At 71.3% G+C, this 22,612-nt stretch carries 21 protein-coding genes and 1 pseudogene; 11 read left to right on the top strand and 11 right to left on the bottom strand.

What is annotated here, in order from left to right:
- Nucleotides 1-373: 373 nt before the first annotated feature.
- On the bottom strand, nucleotides 374-2,968 hold the full coding sequence (hrpB, locus tag LDO26_RS06290; RefSeq protein ID WP_232130227.1) for an ATP-dependent helicase HrpB: 2,595 nt from the start codon (nucleotides 2,966-2,968) through the stop codon (nucleotides 374-376).
- Between the two features lie 104 nt (nucleotides 2,969-3,072).
- Between hrpB and LDO26_RS06285 the strand changes: the two genes are divergently transcribed.
- On the top strand, nucleotides 3,073-4,851 hold the full coding sequence (locus LDO26_RS06285; RefSeq protein WP_232130226.1) for an endonuclease: 1,779 nt from the start codon (nucleotides 3,073-3,075) through the stop codon (nucleotides 4,849-4,851).
- A gap of 20 nt (nucleotides 4,852-4,871) precedes the next feature.
- Here LDO26_RS06285 and LDO26_RS06280 read toward each other — a convergent pair whose 3' ends face one another.
- Nucleotides 4,872-5,285, bottom strand: coding sequence for a hypothetical protein (locus tag LDO26_RS06280; protein WP_232130225.1), 414 nt, complete (start codon nucleotides 5,283-5,285; stop codon nucleotides 4,872-4,874).
- 84 nt (nucleotides 5,286-5,369) lie between these two features.
- On the opposite strand from LDO26_RS06280, the gene LDO26_RS06275 reads away from it, so the two are divergent.
- Nucleotides 5,370-6,173, top strand: coding sequence for a TatD family hydrolase (locus LDO26_RS06275; RefSeq protein WP_232130224.1), 804 nt, complete (start codon nucleotides 5,370-5,372; stop codon nucleotides 6,171-6,173).
- Nucleotides 6,174-6,470: 297 nt separating this feature from the next.
- Nucleotides 6,471-6,635, top strand: a pseudogene (locus LDO26_RS18285) (type II toxin-antitoxin system RelE/ParE family toxin); the annotation flags it as partial.
- 35 nt (nucleotides 6,636-6,670) lie between these two features.
- On the opposite strand, the gene LDO26_RS06270 reads toward LDO26_RS18285, so the two are convergent.
- Genes LDO26_RS06270 through LDO26_RS06260 form a run of 3 tightly spaced genes read right to left on the bottom strand, consistent with a single transcriptional unit; the run spans nucleotide 6,671 to nucleotide 9,359 of the window.
- Nucleotides 6,671-6,964, bottom strand: coding sequence for a hypothetical protein (locus LDO26_RS06270; protein WP_232130223.1), 294 nt, complete (start codon nucleotides 6,962-6,964; stop codon nucleotides 6,671-6,673).
- A gap of 53 nt (nucleotides 6,965-7,017) precedes the next feature.
- Entirely contained in the window at nucleotides 7,018-8,715 is a 1,698-nt protein-coding gene (gene ubiB / locus LDO26_RS06265; RefSeq protein ID WP_232130222.1) for a ubiquinone biosynthesis regulatory protein kinase UbiB, read from the bottom strand.
- Nucleotides 8,712-9,359, bottom strand: coding sequence for a ubiquinone biosynthesis accessory factor UbiJ (locus LDO26_RS06260; protein WP_232130221.1), 648 nt, complete (start codon nucleotides 9,357-9,359; stop codon nucleotides 8,712-8,714). The genes ubiB and LDO26_RS06260 overlap by 4 nt, the downstream gene beginning before the upstream one ends.
- 51 nt (nucleotides 9,360-9,410) lie before the next feature.
- Here LDO26_RS06260 and LDO26_RS18160 point away from each other — a divergent pair, with 51 nt between their 5' ends.
- Nucleotides 9,411-9,536, top strand: coding sequence for a hypothetical protein (locus LDO26_RS18160; protein ID WP_255682047.1), 126 nt, complete (start codon nucleotides 9,411-9,413; stop codon nucleotides 9,534-9,536).
- 164 nt (nucleotides 9,537-9,700) lie between these two features.
- Here LDO26_RS18160 and LDO26_RS06255 read toward each other — a convergent pair whose 3' ends face one another.
- From LDO26_RS06255 to oleC, 3 genes are all read right to left on the bottom strand, one after another.
- On the bottom strand, nucleotides 9,701-9,859 hold the full coding sequence (locus LDO26_RS06255) for a DUF1328 domain-containing protein (RefSeq protein ID WP_232130220.1): 159 nt from the start codon (nucleotides 9,857-9,859) through the stop codon (nucleotides 9,701-9,703).
- A 231-nt stretch (nucleotides 9,860-10,090) separates the two neighbouring features.
- On the bottom strand, nucleotides 10,091-11,098 hold the full coding sequence (oleD, locus tag LDO26_RS06250) for a 2-alkyl-3-oxoalkanoate reductase (protein WP_232130219.1): 1,008 nt from the start codon (nucleotides 11,096-11,098) through the stop codon (nucleotides 10,091-10,093).
- A 29-nt stretch (nucleotides 11,099-11,127) separates the two neighbouring features.
- Complete coding sequence (gene oleC / locus LDO26_RS06245; protein ID WP_232130218.1) at nucleotides 11,128-12,771, bottom strand: olefin beta-lactone synthetase; 1,644 nt, start codon at nucleotides 12,769-12,771, stop codon at nucleotides 11,128-11,130.
- 208 nt (nucleotides 12,772-12,979) lie between these two features.
- Here oleC and LDO26_RS06240 point away from each other — a divergent pair, with 208 nt between their 5' ends.
- From LDO26_RS06240 to LDO26_RS06215, 6 genes are all read left to right on the top strand, one after another.
- Nucleotides 12,980-13,633 (top strand): TenA family protein, encoded by a 654-nt coding sequence (locus LDO26_RS06240; protein WP_232130217.1) that lies wholly within the window; start codon nucleotides 12,980-12,982, stop codon nucleotides 13,631-13,633.
- Nucleotides 13,634-13,635: 2 nt separating this feature from the next.
- A complete protein-coding gene (gene tenA / locus LDO26_RS06235; RefSeq protein WP_232130216.1) occupies nucleotides 13,636-14,307 on the top strand; it encodes a thiaminase II in 672 nt (223 codons plus the stop codon).
- Between the two features lie 93 nt (nucleotides 14,308-14,400).
- Nucleotides 14,401-14,835 carry a hypothetical protein gene (locus LDO26_RS06230; protein WP_232130215.1) on the top strand — a complete coding sequence of 145 codons (435 nt, stop codon included), beginning with the start codon at nucleotides 14,401-14,403 and terminating at the stop codon, nucleotides 14,833-14,835.
- A 221-nt stretch (nucleotides 14,836-15,056) separates the two neighbouring features.
- The gene (locus tag LDO26_RS06225) at nucleotides 15,057-15,494 is read left to right on the top strand and encodes a rhodanese-like domain-containing protein (RefSeq protein WP_232130214.1); all 438 of its coding nucleotides are present in this window, start codon (nucleotides 15,057-15,059) and stop codon (nucleotides 15,492-15,494) included.
- Nucleotides 15,495-15,589: 95 nt separating this feature from the next.
- Nucleotides 15,590-16,123 carry a protein-export chaperone SecB gene (gene secB / locus LDO26_RS06220; protein ID WP_232130213.1) on the top strand — a complete coding sequence of 178 codons (534 nt, stop codon included), beginning with the start codon at nucleotides 15,590-15,592 and terminating at the stop codon, nucleotides 16,121-16,123.
- 2 nt (nucleotides 16,124-16,125) lie between these two features.
- On the top strand, nucleotides 16,126-17,151 hold the full coding sequence (locus LDO26_RS06215; RefSeq protein WP_232130212.1) for an NAD(P)H-dependent glycerol-3-phosphate dehydrogenase: 1,026 nt from the start codon (nucleotides 16,126-16,128) through the stop codon (nucleotides 17,149-17,151).
- Nucleotides 17,152-17,556: 405 nt separating this feature from the next.
- On the opposite strand, the gene LDO26_RS06210 is transcribed toward LDO26_RS06215, so the two are convergent.
- The 3 genes from LDO26_RS06210 to LDO26_RS06200 form a co-directional block, all read right to left on the bottom strand.
- Nucleotides 17,557-18,135 carry a porin family protein gene (locus LDO26_RS06210; RefSeq protein ID WP_232130211.1) on the bottom strand — a complete coding sequence of 193 codons (579 nt, stop codon included), beginning with the start codon at nucleotides 18,133-18,135 and terminating at the stop codon, nucleotides 17,557-17,559.
- Nucleotides 18,136-18,327: 192 nt separating this feature from the next.
- Complete coding sequence (locus LDO26_RS06205; RefSeq protein WP_232130210.1) at nucleotides 18,328-18,801, bottom strand: tRNA (cytidine(34)-2'-O)-methyltransferase; 474 nt, start codon at nucleotides 18,799-18,801, stop codon at nucleotides 18,328-18,330.
- A gap of 68 nt (nucleotides 18,802-18,869) precedes the next feature.
- Nucleotides 18,870-19,574 carry an SDR family oxidoreductase gene (locus tag LDO26_RS06200; RefSeq protein ID WP_232130209.1) on the bottom strand — a complete coding sequence of 235 codons (705 nt, stop codon included), beginning with the start codon at nucleotides 19,572-19,574 and terminating at the stop codon, nucleotides 18,870-18,872.
- A gap of 158 nt (nucleotides 19,575-19,732) precedes the next feature.
- Here LDO26_RS06200 and LDO26_RS06195 point away from each other — a divergent pair, with 158 nt between their 5' ends.
- On the top strand, nucleotides 19,733-22,609 hold the full coding sequence (locus LDO26_RS06195; protein WP_232130208.1) for a M16 family metallopeptidase: 2,877 nt from the start codon (nucleotides 19,733-19,735) through the stop codon (nucleotides 22,607-22,609).
- Nucleotides 22,610-22,612: the final 3 nt, after the last annotated feature.

Below are 22,612 nucleotides of genomic sequence, written 5' to 3'. Positions count from 1 at the left end.
GATGGACAGTCTGGGAGCAGCGGTGTCGACCGCGCGTGACGCCGATGGCGACGCGCCCCTGCATTCAACACCCGTTCGGCTGTCGCCGCCAGTCGCCGTGCCGGCGACATCTGCTGAGAGGATGCGCGTCAATCTCCCGCCTGTTGCGACCGCCGGACGCCCGTAACGGCGTTCGATTGACTCTCAACCTCTGATCCAGCCCGTAAACAATACGAAATGCAGGAGCGGCCCATGGCCGCGACCGGCGTTTTTCGCGGCTGTTTGCAGGTGCCGCGCAGCTTCGATCATCGGGCCGCGCCACGCACATCTCCCCGCAACGAGAGTCCCTCACCGTCGCCACGGGTCCGGGCAATCGACAGCCGACCAGGCCCGCTCACGTGCCGCGCGGCTTCGCGCGGTGGGTAGCAACGGCGTTCCAGGGGTCATCCGGCCAGGGATGTTTCGGATACCGCCCCTTCATCTCCTTGCGCACTTCCGGATACGTCCGCTCCCAGAACCCGCGCAGGTCGCGCGTGACCTGCAGCGGCCGCCCGGCCGGGGACAGCAGGTGGATCGTCAGCGGCACCCGGCCGTCGGCGATCGCCGGGGTCTGGGCCAGGCCGAACAGTTCCTGCAGCTTGACCGCGAGCACCGGCGGTTGCGGTGCGCCGTCGGCGTCGACGGTGTAGTCGATTGCCCTCGCCTGCCCCGACGGCACGACGATGCGCACCGGCGCCAGGCGGTCGAGCTGCTGGCGCTGCGACCAGTCGAGCAGGCCGTGCAGCGCGCCGGCGAAATGCTCGGCGTCGAGCGCATCGAGCCGGGTGCAGCCGGCGAACGCCGGACGCAGCCACCGGTCGCGGGTGTCCAGCAACATGGCGTCGGACAGGTCGGGCAGACCCAGTTCCGGCATCCACGCGCGCAGTCCCTGCACGCGCGCGCGCCACTGGCGCAGGCCGTCGCGCCACGGCAGCACCTCCAGGCCCAGTTCGCCGACCGCGTCGGTCAGCGCCTGCGCGGCCTGCGCCGGGTCGACGCGGCCGTTCGCCACGGCATCGAGCACGATGCCGTCGAAGCGGCGCACGCGTTCGCCGACCAGCGCGCGTTTCCCGGCGTCCCAGCGGGTTTCGTCGGCATCGGAAAACCGCTGCGGCCAGGTCGCGCGCAGGCGTGCCTCGTCGACCGGCGCGCCACGCAGCAACAGGGCGTCCTTCGCGTCGAAGCGCAGTTCGCTGGCGACGATCCATGGCTCGCCGACCAGCGTGCTGTCGTCGAACAGCCTGGCCATGCGGCCGTTGCTGAGCGGATAGCGGTACGGATCGCGGGCGTGGCGGTGGCCGATGCGATCCGGGAACGCGTGCACCAGCAGGTCGCCGAGCGCGTGCGCCGGCGCGTCGCGCGGCGGAGCGGCATCGCTGCGCAGGCGCCGCCGCCACTGCTTCGCAGCCGCATCGATCGCCGCCAGCGCACCGCGCTGCGCGTCGGCCGGCGTGCGCCCGGCGCGGAACGCCGCCAGCGCCTGCCAGCGCGCGGCGAGCGCATCCGAACGCGGCGCACCGGGCAGCGGTCGCAAGGGGTCGCGCGCCTCGACCAGCGCGCACAGGTCGCAGGCCAGCGCCTGCGCCGTCGGCGTGTCGGCCGCCAGCAGCATCGCCGCCAGCCGCGGATGGGTGCCGAGGCCGAGCATGCGCCGGCCCACCGGGGTGATCGCGTCGCCCGCGTCGAATGCGCCGAGGCGGCGCAGCAGATCTCGCGCGGCGGCCAGCGCGCCGGGCGGCGGCGGATCGGGAAAGCGCAGGCCGGCGTCGCCCCAGGCCGCCAGTTCCAGCGCCAGCGCGGCCAGGTCGACCTGGGCGATCTCCGGCCTGCGCTGCGGTTCGAGCCGCTGCGATTGCGGCCACAGCCGCAACGCGACGCCGGGTGCGACGCGGCCGGCGCGGCCGGCGCGCTGGTCGGCCGAGGCCTGCGCGATCGCCACCAGGTCCAGCCGCGAGAAGCCGCTGTTGGGATCGAAGCGCGGCTCGCGCGCCAGCCCGCTGTCGACGACGATGCGCACGCCCGGCAGGGTGACGCTGCTCTCGGCGACGTTGGTCGCCAGCACCACGCGGCGGCGGCCGTCGGCGGCGGGCTGCAGCACGTGCGCCTGTGCCTCGACCGGCAGCTCGCCATGCAGGGCGAGCAGTTCCGGCGGCTTCTCCCTTCCCGCCAGCGCGGATTCGAGCAGCTGCCGGCAGCGCGCGATCTCGCGCTGTCCCGGCAGGAACACCAGCACGTCGCCCGGATGCGCGTCCAGCGCGTCGACGACCACGCGCCGCACCTGGTGCTCCAGTTCCTCGTCGCGCCGGGCCGGGACGTGCGCGATGTCGACCGGGAAGCTGCGCCCCGCGCTCGACAGCCGCGGGGCGCCGAGCCACTGCGCGATGCGCTCGCCATCGAGCGTCGCCGACATCACCACGATGCGCAGGTCCTCGCGCAGCCCCGCCTGCACGTCGCAGGCCAGGGCGAGGCCGAGATCGCCGGCCAGATGGCGCTCGTGGAACTCGTCGAACAGCAGCGCGCCGACGCCGCCGGGACCGCTGCCGCCGGGCGCGCTCCCACACAGCTCGGGATCGTCCTGCAGCATGCGCGTCAGGATGCCCTCGGTGACCACCTCGATGCGGGTCCGCGCCGAGACCCGGTTCTCGAAGCGGATGCGGTAGCCGACGGTCCCGCCGACGTCCTCGCCGAGCTGCCGCGCCATGAACATCGCCGCCGAACGCGCCGCCACCCGCCGCGGCTCCAGCATCACGATCCGGCGCCCCTGCAGCCAGTCGGCGTGCAGCAGCGCAAGCGGCACCTGCGTCGTCTTGCCGGCGCCCGGCGGCGCCTCCAGCACCAGGCGCGGATGCGCGGCGAGGCTGCCGACGATGTCGGGCAGCAGCGACGTGATGGGGAAGACGGGAGCGGGCGCGGCGGCGGTCACGGCGCACAGGCTAACGGCGTCACGCATCTGCGTCGATGCGCCGCCACCGGTCGCGTGCAAGGGTTTGCCCCGGTTACCGGCGCGCAGCGGTGGCGGCTAGATTCCCCGCGTCCCCCGCCACCGGAACCGCCATGCGCCGTCGCCCCGTCCGCCTTCCCGTCGCACTGCTGTGCGGCCTCGGCCTGCTTGCCGCGGCGCCCGCCGCGCTGGCCGAGGTCTTCATCAACGAACTGCACTACGACAACAGCGGCGCCGACAGCGGCGAGGCGGTGGAGATCGTCGCGACCGCCGGCGAGGACCTGTCGGGCTACCGGGTCTGGCTCTACAACGGCAGCAACGCGCCGAACAGCGCGACCACCTACGGCAACGTCGCGGTGCCCGCCGCGCAGACGCATGCCTGTGGCGCGACCGTCGGCATCGCCACCGTCACCTGGCCGCGCGACGGCCTGCAGAACGGACCCAACGACGGCATCGCGCTGGTCGACGGCGCCGGCAACGTCGTGCAGTTCATCAGCTACGAGGGCACGATCGTCGCCGGCGACGGACCCGCGGCCGGGCTGGGCAGCCAGAACCTGCCCGTCTCCGAGAGCGCGAGCGCGCCGGTCGGCAGCTCGCTGCAGCTGACCGGCATCGGCCAGGCGGCCGCCGATTTCGACTGGGCCGGCTCCACCGCGCAGAGCTTCGGCGCCTGCAACGCCGGGCAGAGCTTCAACGGCAGTGGCGGCGGCGGTGGCGACGACACGCCGCCGGCGGTCATCGCGACCACGCCGGTCGACGGCGCCGGCGATTTCCCGGCGGCCGGCGATCTGGCCGTGCACTTCAGCGAGCCGGTGACGCTGGCCGGCGGCGCGTTCGCGCTGCAGTGCGCGACCTCGGGCACGGTCACGCTGGACCACGCCGGCAGCGGCGACGTGTTCGCGATCGGCACCGGTACCGCGCTGCACGGCGGCGAGAGCTGCACGCTGACGATCCGCGCCGCGGCGATCGCCGATGCCGACGGCCTGCGGCCCGCGGCCGACACCACGGTCGCCTTCACCGTCGCCGGCGGCGGCGGTGGCGGCAACGGCGACTACTACGGCCGGGTCAACACCAGCAGCCCGGCGCAGCTGCGCTGCTCGCTGCACGCGACGATCCGCGGCCACACCTCGTATCCCTACAGCGGCGGCACCACCAACACCTGGACGATCCTGGAGATCGCCGACGAGGACCCGAACGACGGCAACAGCATCCTCGACGTCTACCGCAACCGCAGCTATGCCAAGGTCAGCGGCCGCGCCGGCACCGGCAGCGGCCTGACCTACAACCGCGAGCACACCTGGCCCAAGTCGCTCGGCTTCCCCGGCACGACCGGCGACAAGGGCCTGCCCAACGCGCCGCACACCGATGCGCACATGCTCTATCTGTCCGACACCGCCCACAACTCGGTGCGCGGCAACAAGCCCTACGCCGACTGCACCGCGCAGGCCAACTGCAGCGAGCTGGTGACCGAGGCCAACAACGGCGTCGGCGGCGGCAGCGGCCTGTTCCCCGGCAACTCCAACTGGAGCAACAGCAGCGGCTTCCAGACCTGGGACCATCGCAAGGGCGACATGGCGCGCGCGGTGCTGTACATGGCGATCCGCTACGAAGGCGGCGCCCACCCTTCGACCGGCCAGTCCGAGCCCGACCTGGAGCTGACCGACGACCGCAGCCGCATCGTCGGCACCTCGTCGTCGCCGGCCTACATGGGCCTGCTGTCGACGCTGCTGGCCTGGCACCAGGCCGATCCGCCGGATGCGCGCGAGCGCGAGCGCAACGAGGTGGTCTACAGCTTCCAGGGCAACCGCAACCCGTTCATCGATCATCCGGAATGGGCGACCGCGGCGCTGTTCGACAGCACCGCCCCGGCAACCTGCCAGCTGGCGGACTGAAGGCGTCGCGTGCCGCGGCGTCAGCGCGCCGCGGCGGGCACCAGCCGGTGCAGGCGCATGCGCGGCCCGTCGCAGGTCTCCGGCGTGGCGTCGGCCTCCGTGTACAAATGGACGCGCACAAGGATGCCGGCCGGGTTGCCGAGGTCGCAGATCGCCAGCCTGCCGGACGACGGACAGCTGGCGACCGCGACATCGCCGTCGGGGCACTGCATGTCGCCGGTCGCGATGTCGGCACCGCGGATGTCCCCGGCCGACAGTTCCAGGTCCTTCGGCGCAGCGGCGAATGCCTCGGTGCAGCGCGCACCGTCCGCGGCCTGGCAGGCGGACAGGCGGACGGCGCGTTCGGGGCGTTCGGGGACCGGATCGACCTTCGAGCAGGCCGCCAGCGGCAGCAACAGCACCGGCAACAGCAACAACGGACGCAATGACGGCATGCAACGGCTCCGGCGCGCAGTGTGGGGGCGGCATCATAACGGTCCGCCTTACAATGCGCGGCTCCCGATCCCTGCCGCATCCGCATGCCCCTGATCGACATCGGCGCCAACCTGACCCACGACAGCTTCGACCGCGACCGCGACGCCGTGCTTGCGCGCGCACGCGATGCCGGCGTGGCGACGATGATCGTCACCGGCGCCAGCCGCGAGCACTCGCCCAGGGCCCTGGAACTGGCGCAGGCGCATCCCGGCCTGCTGTACGCCACCGCCGGCGTGCATCCGCACCATGCGCTGGAATACACCGACGAATGCGACGCCGAGATGCGCGCGCTGCTCGCGCATCCGCAGGTGGTCGCGGTCGGCGAATGCGGCCTCGACTACTTCCGCGACTTCTCGCCGCGTCCGGCGCAGCGCCGGGCCTTCGAGCGCCAGCTGCAGATCGCCGCCGACCTCGCCGACAGGGGCGACGCCAAGCCGCTGTTCCTGCACCAGCGCGACGCGCACGACGATTTCGTCGCGATCATGAAGGACTTCGAGGGCCGGATCGGCGCAGCGGTCGTGCACTGCTTCACCGGCGGACGCCGCGAACTGTTCGACTGCCTCGACCGCGACTGGCACATCGGCATCACCGGCTGGCTGTGCGACGAACGCCGCGGCGCGCACCTGCGCGAACTGGTGCCCAGCATCCCAGCGCACCGGCTGATGGTCGAGACCGACGCGCCCTACCTGCTGCCGCGCACGCTCAAGCCGAGCCCCAAAGACCGCCGCAACGAACCGGCATTCCTGCCGCACATCGTCGAGGCACTGGCGCGCGACCGCGGCGAGGATGTCGGCACCACCGCCGCGCAGACCACCGCGACGGCGACCGCGTTCTTCCGCCTGGCATAGCGTCCGCCGCGGCCTGTCATGGCCGTTTCGACGAGGCACCCGTCGCGCCCGGTCCGATCGATTCGGAGCCCGAGCTCCCGGTCGAACCTTCCAGGGCGGGTCTCGATCCGACATCGCTGCGAACGCCCTGGCGGGTCGAGACCCGCCCTACCGTATTGGCGCGACATTGCGCGGGCTTTGCTCGGCAAATGATCCATCCGCGGCCCAGCGGGATATCCGCAGGCGATCCCGGATCGCGCCTCGCACTCCGCTGTCGGATGAAGAAACGTCGATCCGCCCGCCGATTTACGCACACCGCCACTGATACCAGAATCCGGTACAGGTGAAGGAGAGCGCCATGGCCAACGCAAGCTACCGCACAGAACGCATGTCATCTACTACAAGCAGCCGAGTGAGAACGCGCTGCTGATCGTCCGCATTCTTCACGCGACGATCGATGTGGACTCGGGCGTCGGCGCCTGACGCTTGTGTCGAGCCGTACTGCCAGCGCCGCTGGCCTAGTCCTCATGGCTGTAGAAGGTGTAACCGGAAGGCCGGCGCCCGAAGATGCCGACCACGAAACCGACGGGGAAGGCTTCCTCCACTGTCACCGCAGGCACGCCCCCTCGATTGGCGAGCGCATACGAGCCACCGGGCCGCCACTCCGACAGGATTTCCGCCTTCGCTTGCTGCTCTGCCGCTGCCAGGTCAGGAGCGCGAACAAGTCTGGTCGCAAAGAAGCCAATGATGGCCACACCTTCCGATGACAGATCGATTCCCCGGCCGGACATCATGACTTTGAAATACGGCATCGTGCCCTGCTGCCCGGATGATGGTGTGCACGCCTCCGCTGACGCAAAGACGATCAGGCGTCGCCCTGGTTCCGCGTGGCCGGATTGCGCCTCGGCCAGGCCGCCAGCAGCGCCCACAGCCCGCCGACGCCGGCCACCCAGGTCGCGACCGGGACGCCGGCGAACGTGGGGCCGCCCGCCTCCAGCGCGTACAGCACCGCGGCGACGATCAGCAGGCCCACGCCGAGGATCGCGGCGACGACGCGCTTCTGCATGCCCTGCATCGTCGCGGTCAGCGCGGCGAGATCGTCGGAGCGCATGCGCAGGGTGTGGTCGCCCTCGACCTGCTGCTTGAGCCAGGCATGCAGCAGCCGCGGCATGTCCGGCGCCTGGGTGATCAGTTCGGGCAGGCGTTCGCGGAATTCCCGGCCGAGCCGCTGCGGGCTGTAGCGCTCGACCAGGATGCGCTCGAGCACCGGCCGGGCGACGGCCCAGATGTCGAGCTTCGGGTCGAGCAGGCGGCCGATGCCCTCGATGCTCAGCAGGGTCTTCTGCAGCAGGATCAGCTGCGGCTGCAGGGTCAGCTGGTAGCGCTGCGCGGTGCGGAACAGCTTGCCCAGCACCTCGCCCAGCGAGATCTCCGACAGCGGACGGGTGAAGTACGGCTCGCAGACCGAACGCACCGCGGCCTCCAGTTCGTCGATGCGGATCGTCGCCGGCATCCAGCCGGCCTGGATGTGCAGCTCGGCGATGCGGCGGTAGTCGCGGCGGAAGATCGCCATGAAGTTCTCGGCGAGGTAGTACTGGTCCTCGCGCGAGAGCTGGCCCATGATGCCGAAATCCAGTGCGATGAAGCGCGGATTGACGGTGCGCTCCGGATCGACCCAGATGTTGCCGGCATGCGCGTCGGCATGGAAGAAGTTGTCGCGGAACACCTGGGTGTAGAACACGCGCACGCCCTTGGCCGCGAGCGCCCTGCGGTCGATGCCGGCGGCGTCGAGCGCGGCGATGTCGTCGCTGGGAATGCCGCGCACGCGCTCGAGCGTGAGTACGCGCTGGGTGGTGCGCTCCCACACCGGCGCCGGCACGTAGAGGTCGGTCGAACCTTCCCAGAAGCGCCGCAGCACCGACGCGTTCGCGCCTTCGCGCTGCAGGTCGAGTTCGGCCGCCAGGGTGTTCTGGATCTCGGCGACGACCTCGCGCGGGCGGATCTTGTCGGCGTTGGGATGGGTGCGCTCGACCAGCGACGCGAGATTGCCCAGCAGGGCGACATCGGCAGCGATCTGCTTCTCGATGCCCGGGCGCAACACCTTGACCACGACCTCGCGCCGCGGATGGATGTCGTCGGCCGGCAGCGTCGCCGCGTGCACCTGGGCGATCGACGCCGAGGCCAGCGGCACGCTGTCGAACTCGGCGAACGCGTCGGCGATCGGCATCTGCAGTTCGCGCTCGATGATCGCCAGCGCCACGCTGCCGTCGAACGGCGCGACGTTGTCCTGCAGCAGCGACAGCTCGTCGACGATGTCGGCCGGGATCAGGTCGCGGCGGGTCGACAGGATCTGGCCGAACTTGACGAAGATCGGGCCGAGGTCCTGCAGCGCCAACCGCAGCCGGGCGCCGCGCGACCGTGCGGCGATGTCGCGCGAGGCCCGCGGCACGAACGGACGCGCGAGCTTCAGCCAGCGCTCGGCCGGGGTGCCGTCGAGCAGGTCGTCGAGGCGGTAGCGCAGCAGCACGCGGCCGATCCGCGATGCACGCAGCATGCCCCTCATGCAGCGGCCCCGGCGCGCGCCAGCCGCGACACGCGCACTGCCAGCCGCTCGACATCGTCGCGGACCGCGTCGACGTCGTCGTGGAAAGCGTCGAGTTCCGCGCGCGCAACGACGTCGCGCGATTCCTCGGTCACGTATTCGGCCGCGCTCGCGGCGACGCCGCGGCCGAGTTCGCGCGCCTGGCCCAGTGCGGCGGCGAAGGCATTGGCGACCTGCACGCCGATGACCTCGCCGAACACGCCGACGAAGGGCTGTTGCCAGTCGGGGTCGAAACGCGCGGCCAGACGCTGCAGACGCCGCGCGAGGTCGGCGTCGCCCGACACCCGGACCTTGCCGATCGGCGGCGCGTCGTCGCGGCGCAGGAACGGCAGCTGCGACAGCACGCCGGCCAGCGAGGTGCGCACCGCGAGATCGGGCTCCTGCGTCTCGTCGACGGGCCCGACGACCAGCCGCTCGCCGTCGACGCGCAACTGCAGCGCCAGCGGCGGCGAGGACAGCGTCAACGCGATGCGCTGACCGTCGAGACCGCGCAGCGACGCGCGGGTGTCGGCGTCGAGCGCCAGCGCCTGGTTGAGCGCGGTTTCGAGCGCACGGCCGGCAATCGGCTTGAGCACGGAAAACGGGGAATACGGGAGGTCGGCCATGGCGCATTGTAGCGTCGGGGTGGCGGGCGGAGATGCCCGGCGGAGCCGCGGATGGCGCTGCCGCGCAAGTCGCCGCGGACGCCGCGCGCGATGCAGTTCCATCGACGAAAAAGGTTCTTCTCCGACTCCCTGGATTCCCTGGCCGCAGGTCGGGGCAACGCCACCGACACCTCGTGAATCCTGAGGCCGCGCACGTCGGCCGCGTGGGGCCGACCTACGGGATCAGGGCGACGATCCGCAGCCGCCAACATGGGAGTTGCGCGCGGCCCCGGTCGTTTCAAGAAAAAACCCGCCGGAAGGCGGGCTCTTTCATTCGATGCCTGCGACCGCAGGCGCGGGCGTCAGACCCGTCGACCACGCAGCATCGAGATGACGGCCAGGATCAGGAACACGACGAACAGGATCCAGGCGATATTGGTCGCGGCACCTGCGACACCACTGAAGCCGAGCACGCCGGCGATGATGGCGACCACGAGGAAAATGACGGCGTATCTGAGCATGGCGAGTCTCCGTTGGGCTTGTCGACCAGAAGCGGCCGTGGCGCCACGTTATGCCCGCTCAGGTCGCGATCAGGTGACGGCGAGGCGGTTTCGCCGGCGTCGCCTTCAGCCGGATGATTCCGCCGTGAAGGCCGGTGGTCCGACGCCGCACATCGGACACGCATCAATCCCCGACAGCTTCCATCCCCCTCGCCCCGGGCTCGGGCACGATCTCCACGCAACGACGACGCGCTATGCCGCAGGCGCGCCCGGCCGATACCCGGCCGCCAGCCGGCGCAGGCCTTCCTCGACCGATACCTTCGGCACGTAGCCGAAATCGCGCTGCGCCGGTGCCATGGAATACCAGTGCGTGGTGCTCAACTGCTCGGCCAGGAACCGGGTCATCGGCGGCTCGCCGGACAGCCGCAGCAGCGGCCAGACCACTTCGCAGACCGCGCCAGCCGCGTAGGCGACGCCGAACGGAATCGTCTTGTGCACCTGCGGCGCACCGGCCGCGGCCAGCAGCGCGTTGACGATCTCGCGCACCGTCTTCGGCTCGCCGTTGCTGATGAAATACGCCCGCCCCGCGCAGGCGGCGCCGGGAGCAAGATGGTCGAACGCATCGAAATGCGCCTGCGCGGCGTTGTCGATGTAGGTGGTGTCGATGCGGTTGTTGCCGTCGCCGACGAAGCGCAGGCGTCCGGCGCATGCGCGTTCGACCAGGCGCGGCAGCAACTGCTGGTCGCCCGGCCCCCAGATCAGCCGCGGCCGCAGCGCGACCGTCGCCAGGTCGCCGTCGTTGGCCGCCAGCACGGCCTTCTCGGCGATGGTCTTGGTGGTCGCATACGGCGCCTTGAAACCTTCGCCATAGGGCACGGTGTCGGCGGTGCCGCCCTCGACCGGATGCGTGGCGCGATGGGTCACGCTGGGCGTGGAGGTGTAGACCAGCCGGCCGATGCCGTGCGCACGACAGGCGTCGAGCACGTTCCGCGTACCGACGACGTTGGCCTGGTGGTAGCTCTCGTAGCTGCCCCAGGCGCCGGCCTTGGCCGCGTTGTGGAAGATCGCGTCCATGCCCCGCGCGGCATTGCGCACCGCATCGTCGTCGGCCAGGTCGCCACGGACCTGTTGCACGCCGATGGCATCGAGCCCGGGGTAATGCCCGCGGTTGAAGCTGGTGACCTCATGGCCGCGTTCGACCAGGCCGCGGCACAGCGCCTGGCCGAGGAAACCGCCGCCGCCGGTGACCAGGATCTTCATGCCGTGGATTCCTTCATTTTCTGCATGCGTCAAGGGACCCGTTTCGCCGCCCATGCCGCCAGCTTCTCCCGCCCGATCTTGGCGTTGTGGCGGATGTCGACCGGGAAGCCCGGATGGAACAGGAACGTCGTGATCCGCGCGGTGTGCACGAAGCCCTCGCCGATGTGGCGCAGCTCGTCGGCGATGCGTGGCTGCTCGCGCTTGGCCACGCCCGGCCGCAGCTCCACGCACAGCACCGGCGTCTGCGCGCCCGTCGCGCCGACCCCGACCAGTGCGGTGCGGCGCACGTAAGGATGCACGTTGAACACCGGCTCGACCTGCTCGGTGCACAGCGTGCCGTCGGCGGTGACCACGCGATGGCCCTTGCGGCCGCAGAACCACAGCCGGCCCTCGCCGTCGAAATAGCCGAGGTCGCCCATGCGGTGAACCACGCGCGTGCCGCCGTCCGGCAGGGTCTCGACGATCTTCGCCAGTCGCGTCTGCGTCTCGCGGCCGAAATAGCCGTCGGTCGCGGTCGGGCCGGCGACGGTGATCTCGCCGACCTGGCCAGGCGCGACCAGCAGCGCGTCCGACCACGCGGGAACCGCACCATCGTCGACGCCGATGATGCGGACCTCGTTCGGCGCCACCGGACGGCCGACGCAGGTGCCCGCACCCTGTTCGGTGCGTTCGCGCAAGGCGAGCAGTTCGCGGCCTTCGATGACCGCGACCGGCAGGCATTCGGTGGCGCCGTAGGGGGTCCAGAAACCGGCGCCCTCGGGCAGCAGTTCCAGCATCCGGGCGACGGTGTCGGGCGGCACCGGCGCGCCGGCCGAGGTCACGCGCCGCAGCGTCGGCAGCGGCGCGCCATGGCGGGCGAGTACGCCCATCAGCGCCGGCGAGCCGAACAGCTGGTCGACGCCGAAGCGGTCGATCGCCGCGTGCAGCTTCAGCGGGTCGGCGCTCGCCGGCCGGGTCGGATCCATGTCGGGAATGATCGAGGTCAGGCCCAGCGCCGGGTCGAACAGCGCGAACGGCGGGAACGTCGGCAGGTCGACGCCGCCGGCAGCGATGCAGAACGCGTCGCGCAGCATGGCGATCTGGGCGACGAAGTGCCGGTGCCGGTAGACCACGCCCTTGGGCACGCCGGTCGAGCCGCTGGTGAACAGGATCGCGGCCATGTCGTCGCCGGCCGTCGCGGCGAGTTGCGGACCGGCGCCGGCGCCAGCGCGTTCCACATCCGCCAGCGTCGCATCGCTCAGCACCGCCCACCGCCCGGTGGTGATGCGCACGCGCGCCGACTTCGCCCAGCCCAGCAGCACGCGCGCGAACTGCGCCAGCGGGATGCCGATGAAGGCCTCGGGCCGGGCTTCGTCCAGGCATTGCTTCAGCGCGCGCTTGTCGATGCCCGGATCGACCAACACCGGCACCGCGCCGACCTTGAACAGCGCGAACATCGACAGGAAGAACTCGGGCGTCGGCCGCACCATCAGCACCGTGCGCGTGCCGCGGCCGATGCCGCGCGTCGCCAGTCCCGCGGCGATCGCGTCGCTGCGCGCATCGAGCGCGGCATAGGTCAGCGCCTCGGCATCGGCGTAGCGGCCATCGCCGCCCGGGCAGCGCATCGCGATCCGTTCCGGCGTGTCGCGGGCCAGCCGCGGCAGCGACGCGGCGATGTTGCAGGGCTCGTTCATGGCGGGATTATCGCCTGTCGCCGGCGACGACGTGCGCGGCAAACGCGTCGCGCGACGGGTGAGCGCGGCCGCAGCGCGCATTGGACGGCCCTGCCGCGGTGGCCGACAATCGGACGCCTGCCAGCCCCTGCACCATGCGCGGCGCGAGCCCGATCCGTAACCCGATCCATTCCCCCGTCCCCTCGGACCGTCTTCATCGGAGCCCCCCATGAGCCACCGCTACACCGACGCGCTGCGTGCTTCCACCGGGTCCACCTGGTCGCAGGCGGTGGACCACCGCTTCGTGCGCGAACTGCTGGATGGCCGCATCGACGACGCGGTCATGGCCGCCTACCTGGTCCAGGACCACCGCTTCCTCGACAGTTTCCTGACCCTGCTCGGCGCGGCCATCGCCACGGCCGACACCTTCGGGGCGCGGCTGCGCTTCGGCCGCTTCGCCGGCATGGTCTCGGGCGAGGAGAACACCTACTTTCTGCGTGCGTTCGAGGCGCTGGGCGTCGACGAGGCCACGCGCGCGGCGATCCCCGACACCGCGCCGACCGCCGGCTTCCAGGCGATCATGCGCGAGGCCGCGGCGACGCGTTCGTACGTGGCGACGCTGGCGGTGCTGAACGTGGCCGAGTGGCTGTACCTGGACTGGGCCTCGCGTGCGCCGCAGCCGCTGCCGGAGAATTTCGTGCACGCGGAGTGGATCACCCTGCACGACAACCCGTTCTTCCGCGACTTCGTCGCCTTCCTGCGCGGCGAACTCGACCGCGTCGGCCCCGCGGAGGACGCGGTGGCGCGCGACTTCTTCCAGCGCGCGACGGCACTGGAGCTGGCCTTCTTCGATGCGGCCTACGCGCCGGACGGCGACGCCTGAGCATGTCGCTGTTCGAACGCCTGAAGGCCGCCGCGGCCGACGACTGGAACGGCTACGTCGACCACGCCTTCGTCCGCGGCCTCGGCGACGGCACGCTGCCGCAGGCCGCGTTCCGCCGCTACCTGGTGCAGGACTACCTGTTCCTGATCCAGTTCGCCCGCGCGCATGCGCTGGCCGCGTACAAGGCGCGCAGCCTCGCCGACATGCGCATCGCCAACGCCGGCCTGGCGGCGATCGTCGACGTCGAGATGCAGCTGCACCTGCGCCTGTGCGAACGCTGGGGCCTGTCGGCCGCGGACGTCGAGGCCGGTGCCGAGCATCCGGCGACCGTCGCCTACACCCGCTGGGTGCTCGACATCGGCATGGCCGGCGACCTGCTGGAACTGCAGGTGGCGCTCACGCCGTGCACGCTGGGCTACGCGGAGATCGGCCGCCGGCTCGCACCGCGCGGCGTCGACGCGATCGATGCCGCGCATCCCTACCGCGAATGGATCGGCGAGTACGCCGGCGACGCGTTCCAGCAGTTGGGTCGCGACACGCAGGCCTGGCTGGACGACCTCGGCCGGCGCCACGGCGGCGACCAGCGCTTCGACGCGCTGCTGGCGATCTTCGCCAAGGCCGCGCGGCTGGAGGCCGACTTCTGGCAGATGGGGCTGGACGCCGGGGGCGCCTGAGCAAACCGCATGCAGGCCGGCAATGCGCCGCGCGGGCCTGCGCCCGGGTTCGGGCTAACATGCGCCGATTCCCGATCCCGCGCAGGATTTCCGATGACGATCCGGTCGACCCGACGCGCGCGCCGCGCCTTCTGCTTGCTGCTCGCCTCCGCCCTGCTGGCCGGCTGCGCCAGCACCGGCAAGCCCATGCAGGCGCTCGACCGCGTCCAGTACGCATGGTCGGCGGCGGTCCGCTGGAACGACTTCGACAGCGCCTGGCACCTGGTCGATCCGGCCTGGCGCGAGGCGCATCCGCTGACCGAACAGGCGCGGGAGCGCTACCGGCAGATCCAGGTGACCGGCTACACCGAGCGCGGCGGCGCCCGGGCCGATGCCGCCAGCGCCTCGCGCGAGATCGACATCGCCCTGGTCAACCGCCACACGATGGCCGAGCGCACCGTGCGCTACACCGAGCACTGGCGCTATGACGCCGCCGCCGGCACCTGGTGGATCACCGACGGCCTGCCGGACCTGTGGGCCGGCGAATGAGCCGGTCGGGCGCCGGGGGCGCGGCCCCGGCCTGCGGCATCCCTGCAAGCCCGTAGGCCGGCCCCACGCGGCCGACGCGCGGCGTCATGATTCGCGCGGCGTCGCAGGCGCGGCCCCGCCCGCCGTCCCACGCGACCACGCGTTGGCCATGGCCGGTGCCGATGGGTTCGCCCGGCACGGTGTGCGACAATCGCCGCCCGCTGCCCACCCGCGATCCATCCGTGAACTTCGAAGAACTGCTGGCCTTCCTCGGCCGAAACCAGATGCTGTCGCTGATCCTCGCCGCGCTGACGGCGGCGATCATCTTCAACGAGATCTCGCGGCTGTTCCGCGGCTTCAAGACCCTGCGCCCGGCCGAGCTGACCGCGCTGGTCAATCGCGACAACGCCCTGGTCGTCGACCTGCGTCCGTCGGCGGACTTCGCCAAGGGCCACATCTCCGGCTCGAAGAACGTGCAGATGAGCCAGTTCGACCCGGAAAACAAGCAGCTCAGCGCCGCCAAGGCGTTGCCGGTGGTGCTGGTGTGCAAGACCGGCAGCACCGCGACCGATGCCGCCAAGCGGCTGAAGAAGGCCGGTTTCCAGAACGTCCATGTCCTCGACGGGGGCATCGGCGGCTGGCAGCAGGCCGACCTGCCGCTGGTCAAGGGCAAGGGCTGATTCGGGCCCTGCCGCAGCGGATGCCATAATCGGGCGCTCGATCGGCCAGCCGCCGGCGCCCTTCCCGCCTCATTCAAATTCCTGGAGTTGATGCAATGTCCGAAGAACAAGCGAACGGTGCCGCCGGCGCCAATGGCGCAGCCCCGGCCCAACCGGCCGGCCCGCAGTTCAGCGTCGAGAAGATCTACGTCAAGGACGTCTCGTTCGAGTCGCCCAAGTCGCCCGCGATCTTCAACGAGCAGGCGCAGCCGCAGCTGAACATGAACCTCAACCAGAGCGTCCAGCGCGTCGGCGAGAACGCCTACGAGGTGGTCCTGGGCATCACCCTGACCTGCACCACCGGCGAGGACAACGGCAACTCCGTCTACGTCGCCGAAGTGAAGCAGGCCGGCGTGTTCGGCCTGGCCGGCTTCGACAGCAACACCCTCGACGCCCTGCTCGGCACCCAGTGCCCGAACGTGCTGTATCCCTATGCCCGCCAGTTGATCGGCGAGCTGATCCAGGCCGGTGGTTTCCCGCCGTTCCTGCTGCAGCCGATCAACTTCGACGCGCTCTACGCCGAAGGCCTGCGCCAGCGCAGCCAGCAGGCCGGCGAACAGCCGACCACCGACCAGATCGGCAACGCCTGATCGTGAGTGACCGCAGGACCGCGGTCGCGGTGCTGGGCGCGGGCTCCTGGGGCACCGCGCTCGCCTCGCTGATCGCGCGCAACGGCCATCCCACGACGCTGTGGGGCCGCGACGCGGCGACGATCGAGGCGATCGACACCCGCCACGAGAACCCGCGCTACCTGCCCGGCATTGCGCTGCCGGAGAAGCTGCGCGCGACCACCGACCTGGCCCGCGCCGTCGACGGCGCCGGGCTGATCCTGGTCGTGGTGCCGTCGCATGCGTTCACCGAGACGCTGGAACTGCTGGCGCCGCTGCGCCCCGACGGCGTCGGCGTGTCGTGGGCGACCAAGGGCTTCGAGCCCGGCTCGGGCCGGTTCCTGCATGAAGTGGCCGGCGGCCTGGTCGGCGACGACGTGCCGCTGGCCGTGGTCACCGGGCCGTCGTTCGCCCGGGAAGTGGCCGCCGGCCTGCCGACCGCGATCACCGTGCAATCCGACGACGAGGCGTTCGCGCAGACCGTCGCCGACGTGCTGCATGGCCCGACCTTCCGCGCCTACACCGGCAACGACATGCGCGGCGCCGAACTCGGCGGCGCGATGAAGAACGTGCTGGCGGTCGCCACCGGCGCCGCCGACGGCATGGAACTGGGCCTCAACGCCCGTACCGGCCTGATCACCCGCGGCCTCAACGAGATGCTGCGGCTGAACCAGGCGATCGGCGGCCGTCCCGAGACGCTGATGGGCCTGGCCGGTCTCGGCGATCTGGTGCTGACCTGCTCCGGGGATCTGTCGCGCAACCGCCGGCTCGGCCTGGCGCTGGGCCGCGGCGAGAAGCTCGAGGACGCGGTCCGCGCGATCGGCCAGGTGGTCGAATCGGTGCAGACCGCCGACGAGGTCATGCGCCTGGCCGACCGCCACGGCATCGAGCTGCCGATCTCCAGCAACGTCCGCGACGTGCTGCACGGCGACATCACCCCGGCCGAAGGCCTGACACGGCTGATGGCACGCGAGCAGAAGCCCGAATACCCGGAACACCTGTTCGACTGAAACTCCGGGCCGCAGGCCCGACCGACGCCCCTCTTCCGCCTGCGGGAGAGGGGGGGGACCATCCGCAACGCGGATGGTGGGGCGAGGGCAATCGCCGGCCAGCTCCGATCGACCTCCGGGCCGAAGACGCCAATCGCCCCCATACCGCACACCTGTCATCCCGTAGGTCGGGGCAACGCCCCCGACGCGCGGATCTCAGGCGTCGTCTGGGACGTTGCCCCGACCTACGGGCTTCATTGGTTCCCGGCAAGCCGCAGGGCGGGTCTCGGACCACGCCCGACAGCCACAAAAAAAAACCCGACCCTTTCGGGCCGGGTCGGGTGCGACGTCCGGGGGAGAGAGAGGCGCCGGGGGAAGCGCCGGACGTCGCGGGGGAGCGGTGCTGTGCGACTGCGTGCCGCGCGGCTACCAGGTCAGGCGCGGACCGACGAACCACTGGGTGTCGCCACCCTTGATCAGCTTGATGTCGCCGGCGACGCCGAAGTTCGGCGTGAACTTCCACTGCGCGCCGAGACGGCCGTAGAACTCGCTGTCGAAATCGCTGCCGTAGTCTTCGTAGCCGGCCAGCGCGTAGCCTTCCAGTGCCGGCAGCAGCGCGCTGCGCGCGCCGACTTCCACTGCGTAGCCATCGGCGTCGAAGCCCCGGCCGAAGTCGAGCTTCTGGTAGGCCACCCGCGTCAGCAGGTCGGTGCGCTGCGAGACCTCGCGGTTGTAGCCGACGCCCACGCGCCACTGGTCGCGGTCGAGGCTGCTGTTGTCGACGCTCTCGCGGGTGTAGTCGCCGAAGGCGTGGAAATTGGGGTGGAACGCGGCCGCGCCACGGATCGACCAGCCGTCGGAATCGACATCGCGGTTGATCGGGGCGATGTCGGACTTGCTGACGGAATAGCCGCCCTCGACGTAGTTGTACGACAGGCCTTCGGCGGCATGGGCGGCGAAGGGGAGCGTGGCGGCCAGGGCCACGGCCATCAGGGTGCGCTTCATCGGGGCTCGCTTGGTGTTCGTGTTCGCGGCGTTGCGGAAGAAAGGGGCCGGCCCGGACGGCGGGAGGGGATGGCGCTTCGAGGGGAGGGGAAGCACGACCATCCGGGCCGGTGGATGCATTCTCGGCCCCGCCCGGCAACCGCCGCTGAATATTGAACCGACGAGTTCAGGAACTTTGGCGCGCCGTTCAGGTCAGGCGCCGCCGGCGAACCCCTGCTGCCGCCACGCCTCGAACACCACCACCGCGACCGCGTTCGACAGGTTGAGGCTGCGGTTGTCCGGCCGCATCGGCAGGCGCAGGCGCATGCCGTCGGGCACGCGGGCCAGCACATCGCCGGGCAGGCCGCGGGTCTCGCTGCCGAACAGGAAGGCATCGCCGGCGGCGAACGCCGGCTGGTCGTAGCGCACGCTGTTGCGGGTGCTCAGCGCGAACAGCCGCGGCGGCGCGATCGCGGCCAGCGCGGCGTCGAGGCTGTCGTGGACCTGCAGCGCCGCATACTCGTGGTAGTCGAGCCCGGCGCGGCGCAGGTTGCGGTCGTCGAGATCGAAGCCCAGCGGCCGGACCAGGTGCAGCCGCGCGCCGGTGTTGGCGCACAGCCGGATCGCGTTGCCGGTGTTGGGCGGGATCTCGGGCTGGTGGAGGATGACGTCGAACACGGCAGGCAACCGGGAGGAACGGGCCCGGCATTGTCACGGCGCGGCCGATGCGGGCGCCAGCGCGGGACGACGTGCCCCTACCAGGGCAGGACCCTGCCGTCGGCGTCGAGGAAACGGCCGCTGTCGCCGCCGCCCAGCGCGTCGATCCGCGCCAGCAGCCCGGCCACGGCCTGCGCGGGGTCCAGGTCGGCCTGTTCGCCGCCCATGTCGGTGCGCACCCAGCCCGGATGCAGCGCGACCACGACGATGCCGCGGTCGGCCAGCGCGCACGCCAGTTGCACCGTCGCCATGTTCAGCGCGGCCTTGCTGATCGCATAGCTGGGCGTACCGAAGCGAACGGTCGAGGCGATCGAGCCGAGCGTCGACGACAGGTTGGCGACGCGCGCGCCGTCGACCAGCCACGGCGCCAGCGCCTGGGTCAGCAGCAGCGGTCCGACGACGTTGGTCTGCAGGCTGTCGTCGAGCGTCGCCGCGGCCAGGTGGCCGAAGCGTTCGCCCGAATGCAGCACGCCGGCGTTGTTGATCAGCCGGTCGATACGACCGTCGTCGCCGACGGCCAGCGGCAGTTCGCGCACCAGTTCGTCGCGCGAGCGCGCATCGGTCACGTCCAGCGGCAGCAGCCTGAGCCGTCCGGGATATTCGCCGGCGAGCGCATTGAGCGCCGTCGCCCGGCCCGGCTGCCGGCAGGCGGCGACCACATGGGCGCCACTGGCCAGCGACTGGCGGACGAATTCCAGGCCGAGGCCCCGGTTGGCGCCGGTCACGAGGGTCCACTGCGGCATCGCCATGCTCCCGCTGCATCGAGATCCGGCAACTGTAGCGCCGGAGTCGTGACGGCGCGGGCACGCCATCGACGCCACACATGACCTGTGACCGGTGCACACCGGCGCCCGGCTGGCTACGATGCGGATTCCGCATTCATCCCGTGCAAAGGATTTCCATGTCCGCTGGCCTCCGCCGTTCCGCCCCGACCGCCTCCGCCCCGCGCAAGGCCCTGCTGGCCCTGGCCACCGGGTTCGTGCTCGCCACCGCCGGGCTGACCCTGCCCGCGTTCGCCCAGGCGCCGGCCGCCACCAGCGTCGACATCCCCTACGAGACCTTCACCCTGCCCAACGGCCTGCGCGTGGTGGTGCATACCGACCGCAAGGCGCCGATCGTCGCGGTCAACATCTGGTACCACGTCGGCAGCAAGGACGAGCCGGCCGGGCGCAGCGGCTTCGCCCATCTGTTCGAGCACCTGATGTTCCAGGCCAGCGAGAACCATCCGGGCGAGTTCTTCGACCCGTTCAAGCTGGTCGGTGCGACCGACCAGAACGGCACCACCAACACCGACCGCACCAACTACTTCCAGAACGTGCCGACCACCGCGCTGGACATGGCGCTGTGGATGGAATCCGACCGCATGGGCCACTTGCTCGGCGCGGTCGACCAGGCGGCGCTCGACGAGCAGCGCGGCGTGGTCCAGAACGAGAAGCGGCAGGGCGAGAACCAGCCCTACGGCCAGGTCTGGGACCGGCTGACGCGGGCGCTGTATCCGAAGGGCCATCCGTACCACCACGGCGTCATCGGCTCGATGAACGACCTCAACGCGGCCGCGCTCGACGACGTCAAGCAGTGGTTCCGCACCTGGTACGGCCCCAACAACGCGGTGCTGGTGCTGGCCGGCGACATCGACGCGGCGACCGCCAGGCGGCAGGTCGAGCGCTACTTCGGCGACATTCCGGCCGGTCCGACGATGGCCCAGCCCGCGGTCGACGTCGCCAAGCGGACCCAGGACACCCGCGAGACGATGGAGGACCAGGTGCCGCAGTCGCGGATCTACCGGGTGTGGAACGTCGCCGAGATCGGCACGGTCGACATCGACCGGCTGCAGGTGCTGGCCAGCATCCTTGGCGGCAGCAAGTCCTCGCGGCTCGACCGCCGCCTGCTGCACGACGACAAGCTGGTCGACAACATCAGCGCCGGCGCGTGGGCGTCGCAGCTGGGTTCCAGCTTCGGCATCATCGCGACCGTCAAGCAGGGCGTGGACCCGGCGACCGTCGAGGCGGCGATCGACGAGGAACTGCGGCGGCTGATCGACGAGGGCCCGACCGCCGAGGAACTCGAGCGCGCCAAGACCGGCTTCCGCGCCAGCTTCGTGCGCGGCATCGAGCGCATCGGCGGCTTCGGCGGCAAGGCCGATGCACTGGCCGAGTGCACCGTCTACGAGAACGACCCGGGCTGCTTCCGCGCCTCGCTGCAGAACGTCGCCGACACCGGCGCGGCCGACGTGCAGGCGGTCGGCGGCAAGTGGCTGGACGTCGGCAGCCACACCATCGTCGTCGTGCCCGGCGCGCGCACCGCGCTGGAGGAGGAGCCGGCGGTCACCCCGGCGCCGTTCACCCCGCCGGCGCCCGACAGCCGCTACCGCACCCTGCCGACCACCGTCGACCGCAGCGCCGGCGTGCCTAGGACCGAGCGCTTCCCGGAACTGAAGTTCCCCGAGCAGCAGCACGCGACGCTGGCCAATGGCACCCGGGTGATCCTGGCGCAGCGCCACGACATCCCGGTGGTGCAGCTGAGCTACGAGTTCAACGGCGGCTACACCGCCGACCTCGGCCGCACGCCGGGCACCGCCAGCTTCACGATGAGCCTGCTCGACGAGGGCGCGGCCGGCATCGGCTCGCTGGACTTCGCCGACCGCGCCGAGGCGCTCGGCGCCAGCCTCGGCGCCGGTACCTCGCTGGACGGCAGCAACGCCTACCTGTCGGCGCTGAAGGAGAACCTCGACCCGTCGCTGGCGCTGTTCGCCGACATGGTCCGCCGGCCCAACTTCGACCAGGGCGAGATCGACCGCATCAAGGCGACCTGGATCGCCGGCATCGCCCAGGAGAAGGCCCGCCCGGCGACCGCGGCGATGCGCGTGCTGCCGCCGCTGCTCTACGGCGACGGCCATCCCTACGCGATCCCGTTCACCGGCAGCGGCACCGAGGCCGCGATCGCCACCCTGACCCGCGACGACCTGGTCGCCTTCCACCGCGACTGGGTGCGCCCGGACGGCGCGACCCTGATCGTCGTCGGCGACACCACGCTGGCGGAGATCGTGCCGCTGCTGGAGAAGCACTTCGGCGACTGGCGCGCCGAGACGCCGGCGCCGGCGCCGATCGCGGTCACCGACGTCGCCCGCCCGCAGGCCGCGCGCGTGTACCTGATCGACCAGCCCGGCGCGGTCCAGGCCAACATCTTCGCCGGCCAGGTGGTGCCGTCGAACCGCGATCCCGCGTCGGTGCGCTTCGACATGGCCAACACCCTGATCGGCGGCGACTTCACCGCGCGCCTGAACATGAACCTGCGCGAGGACAAGCACTGGTCCTACGGCGTCCGCAGCTCGGCCAGCAGTGCGCTCGGCCAGCGGCCGTGGCTGGTGTCGGCACCGGTGCAGATCGACAAGACCGCCGAGGCGATCGCCGAGATCCAGCGCGAGCTCGGCGACTTCGCCAGCGGCAGCCGCCCGGCCACGGCCGCCGAGCTGACGCGCGGCCAGGCGATCCAGACCCTGAGCCTGCCCGGCGCCTACGAGACCGCGCGCGCGGTGCTGTCGACGATCGGCGGCAACGTGCGCTTCGGCCGGCCCGACGACTACGTGTTCCAGCGCAAGGCCGAGGTCGAGGCGCTGACCACCGCGGAGATCGGCGAGGCCGCGAAGACCATCGACCCGGCGACGCTGACCTGGGTCGTGGTCGGCGACCTCCAGCAGATCGAGGCGCCGGTGCGCGCGCTCGGACTGGGCGAGGTGCAGGTCATCGACGCCGACGGCAGGCCGGTCGCGAAGGACTGACCG

It is taken from the genome of Proluteimonas luteida (assembly GCF_021191695.1).
In the GTDB taxonomy this organism is placed as follows: Bacteria; Pseudomonadota; Gammaproteobacteria; order Xanthomonadales; family Xanthomonadaceae; genus Luteimonas; species Luteimonas luteida.
The sequence above is the reverse complement of the archived record's forward strand: the minus strand, read 5'-3'. Positions and strand labels throughout refer to the sequence as shown.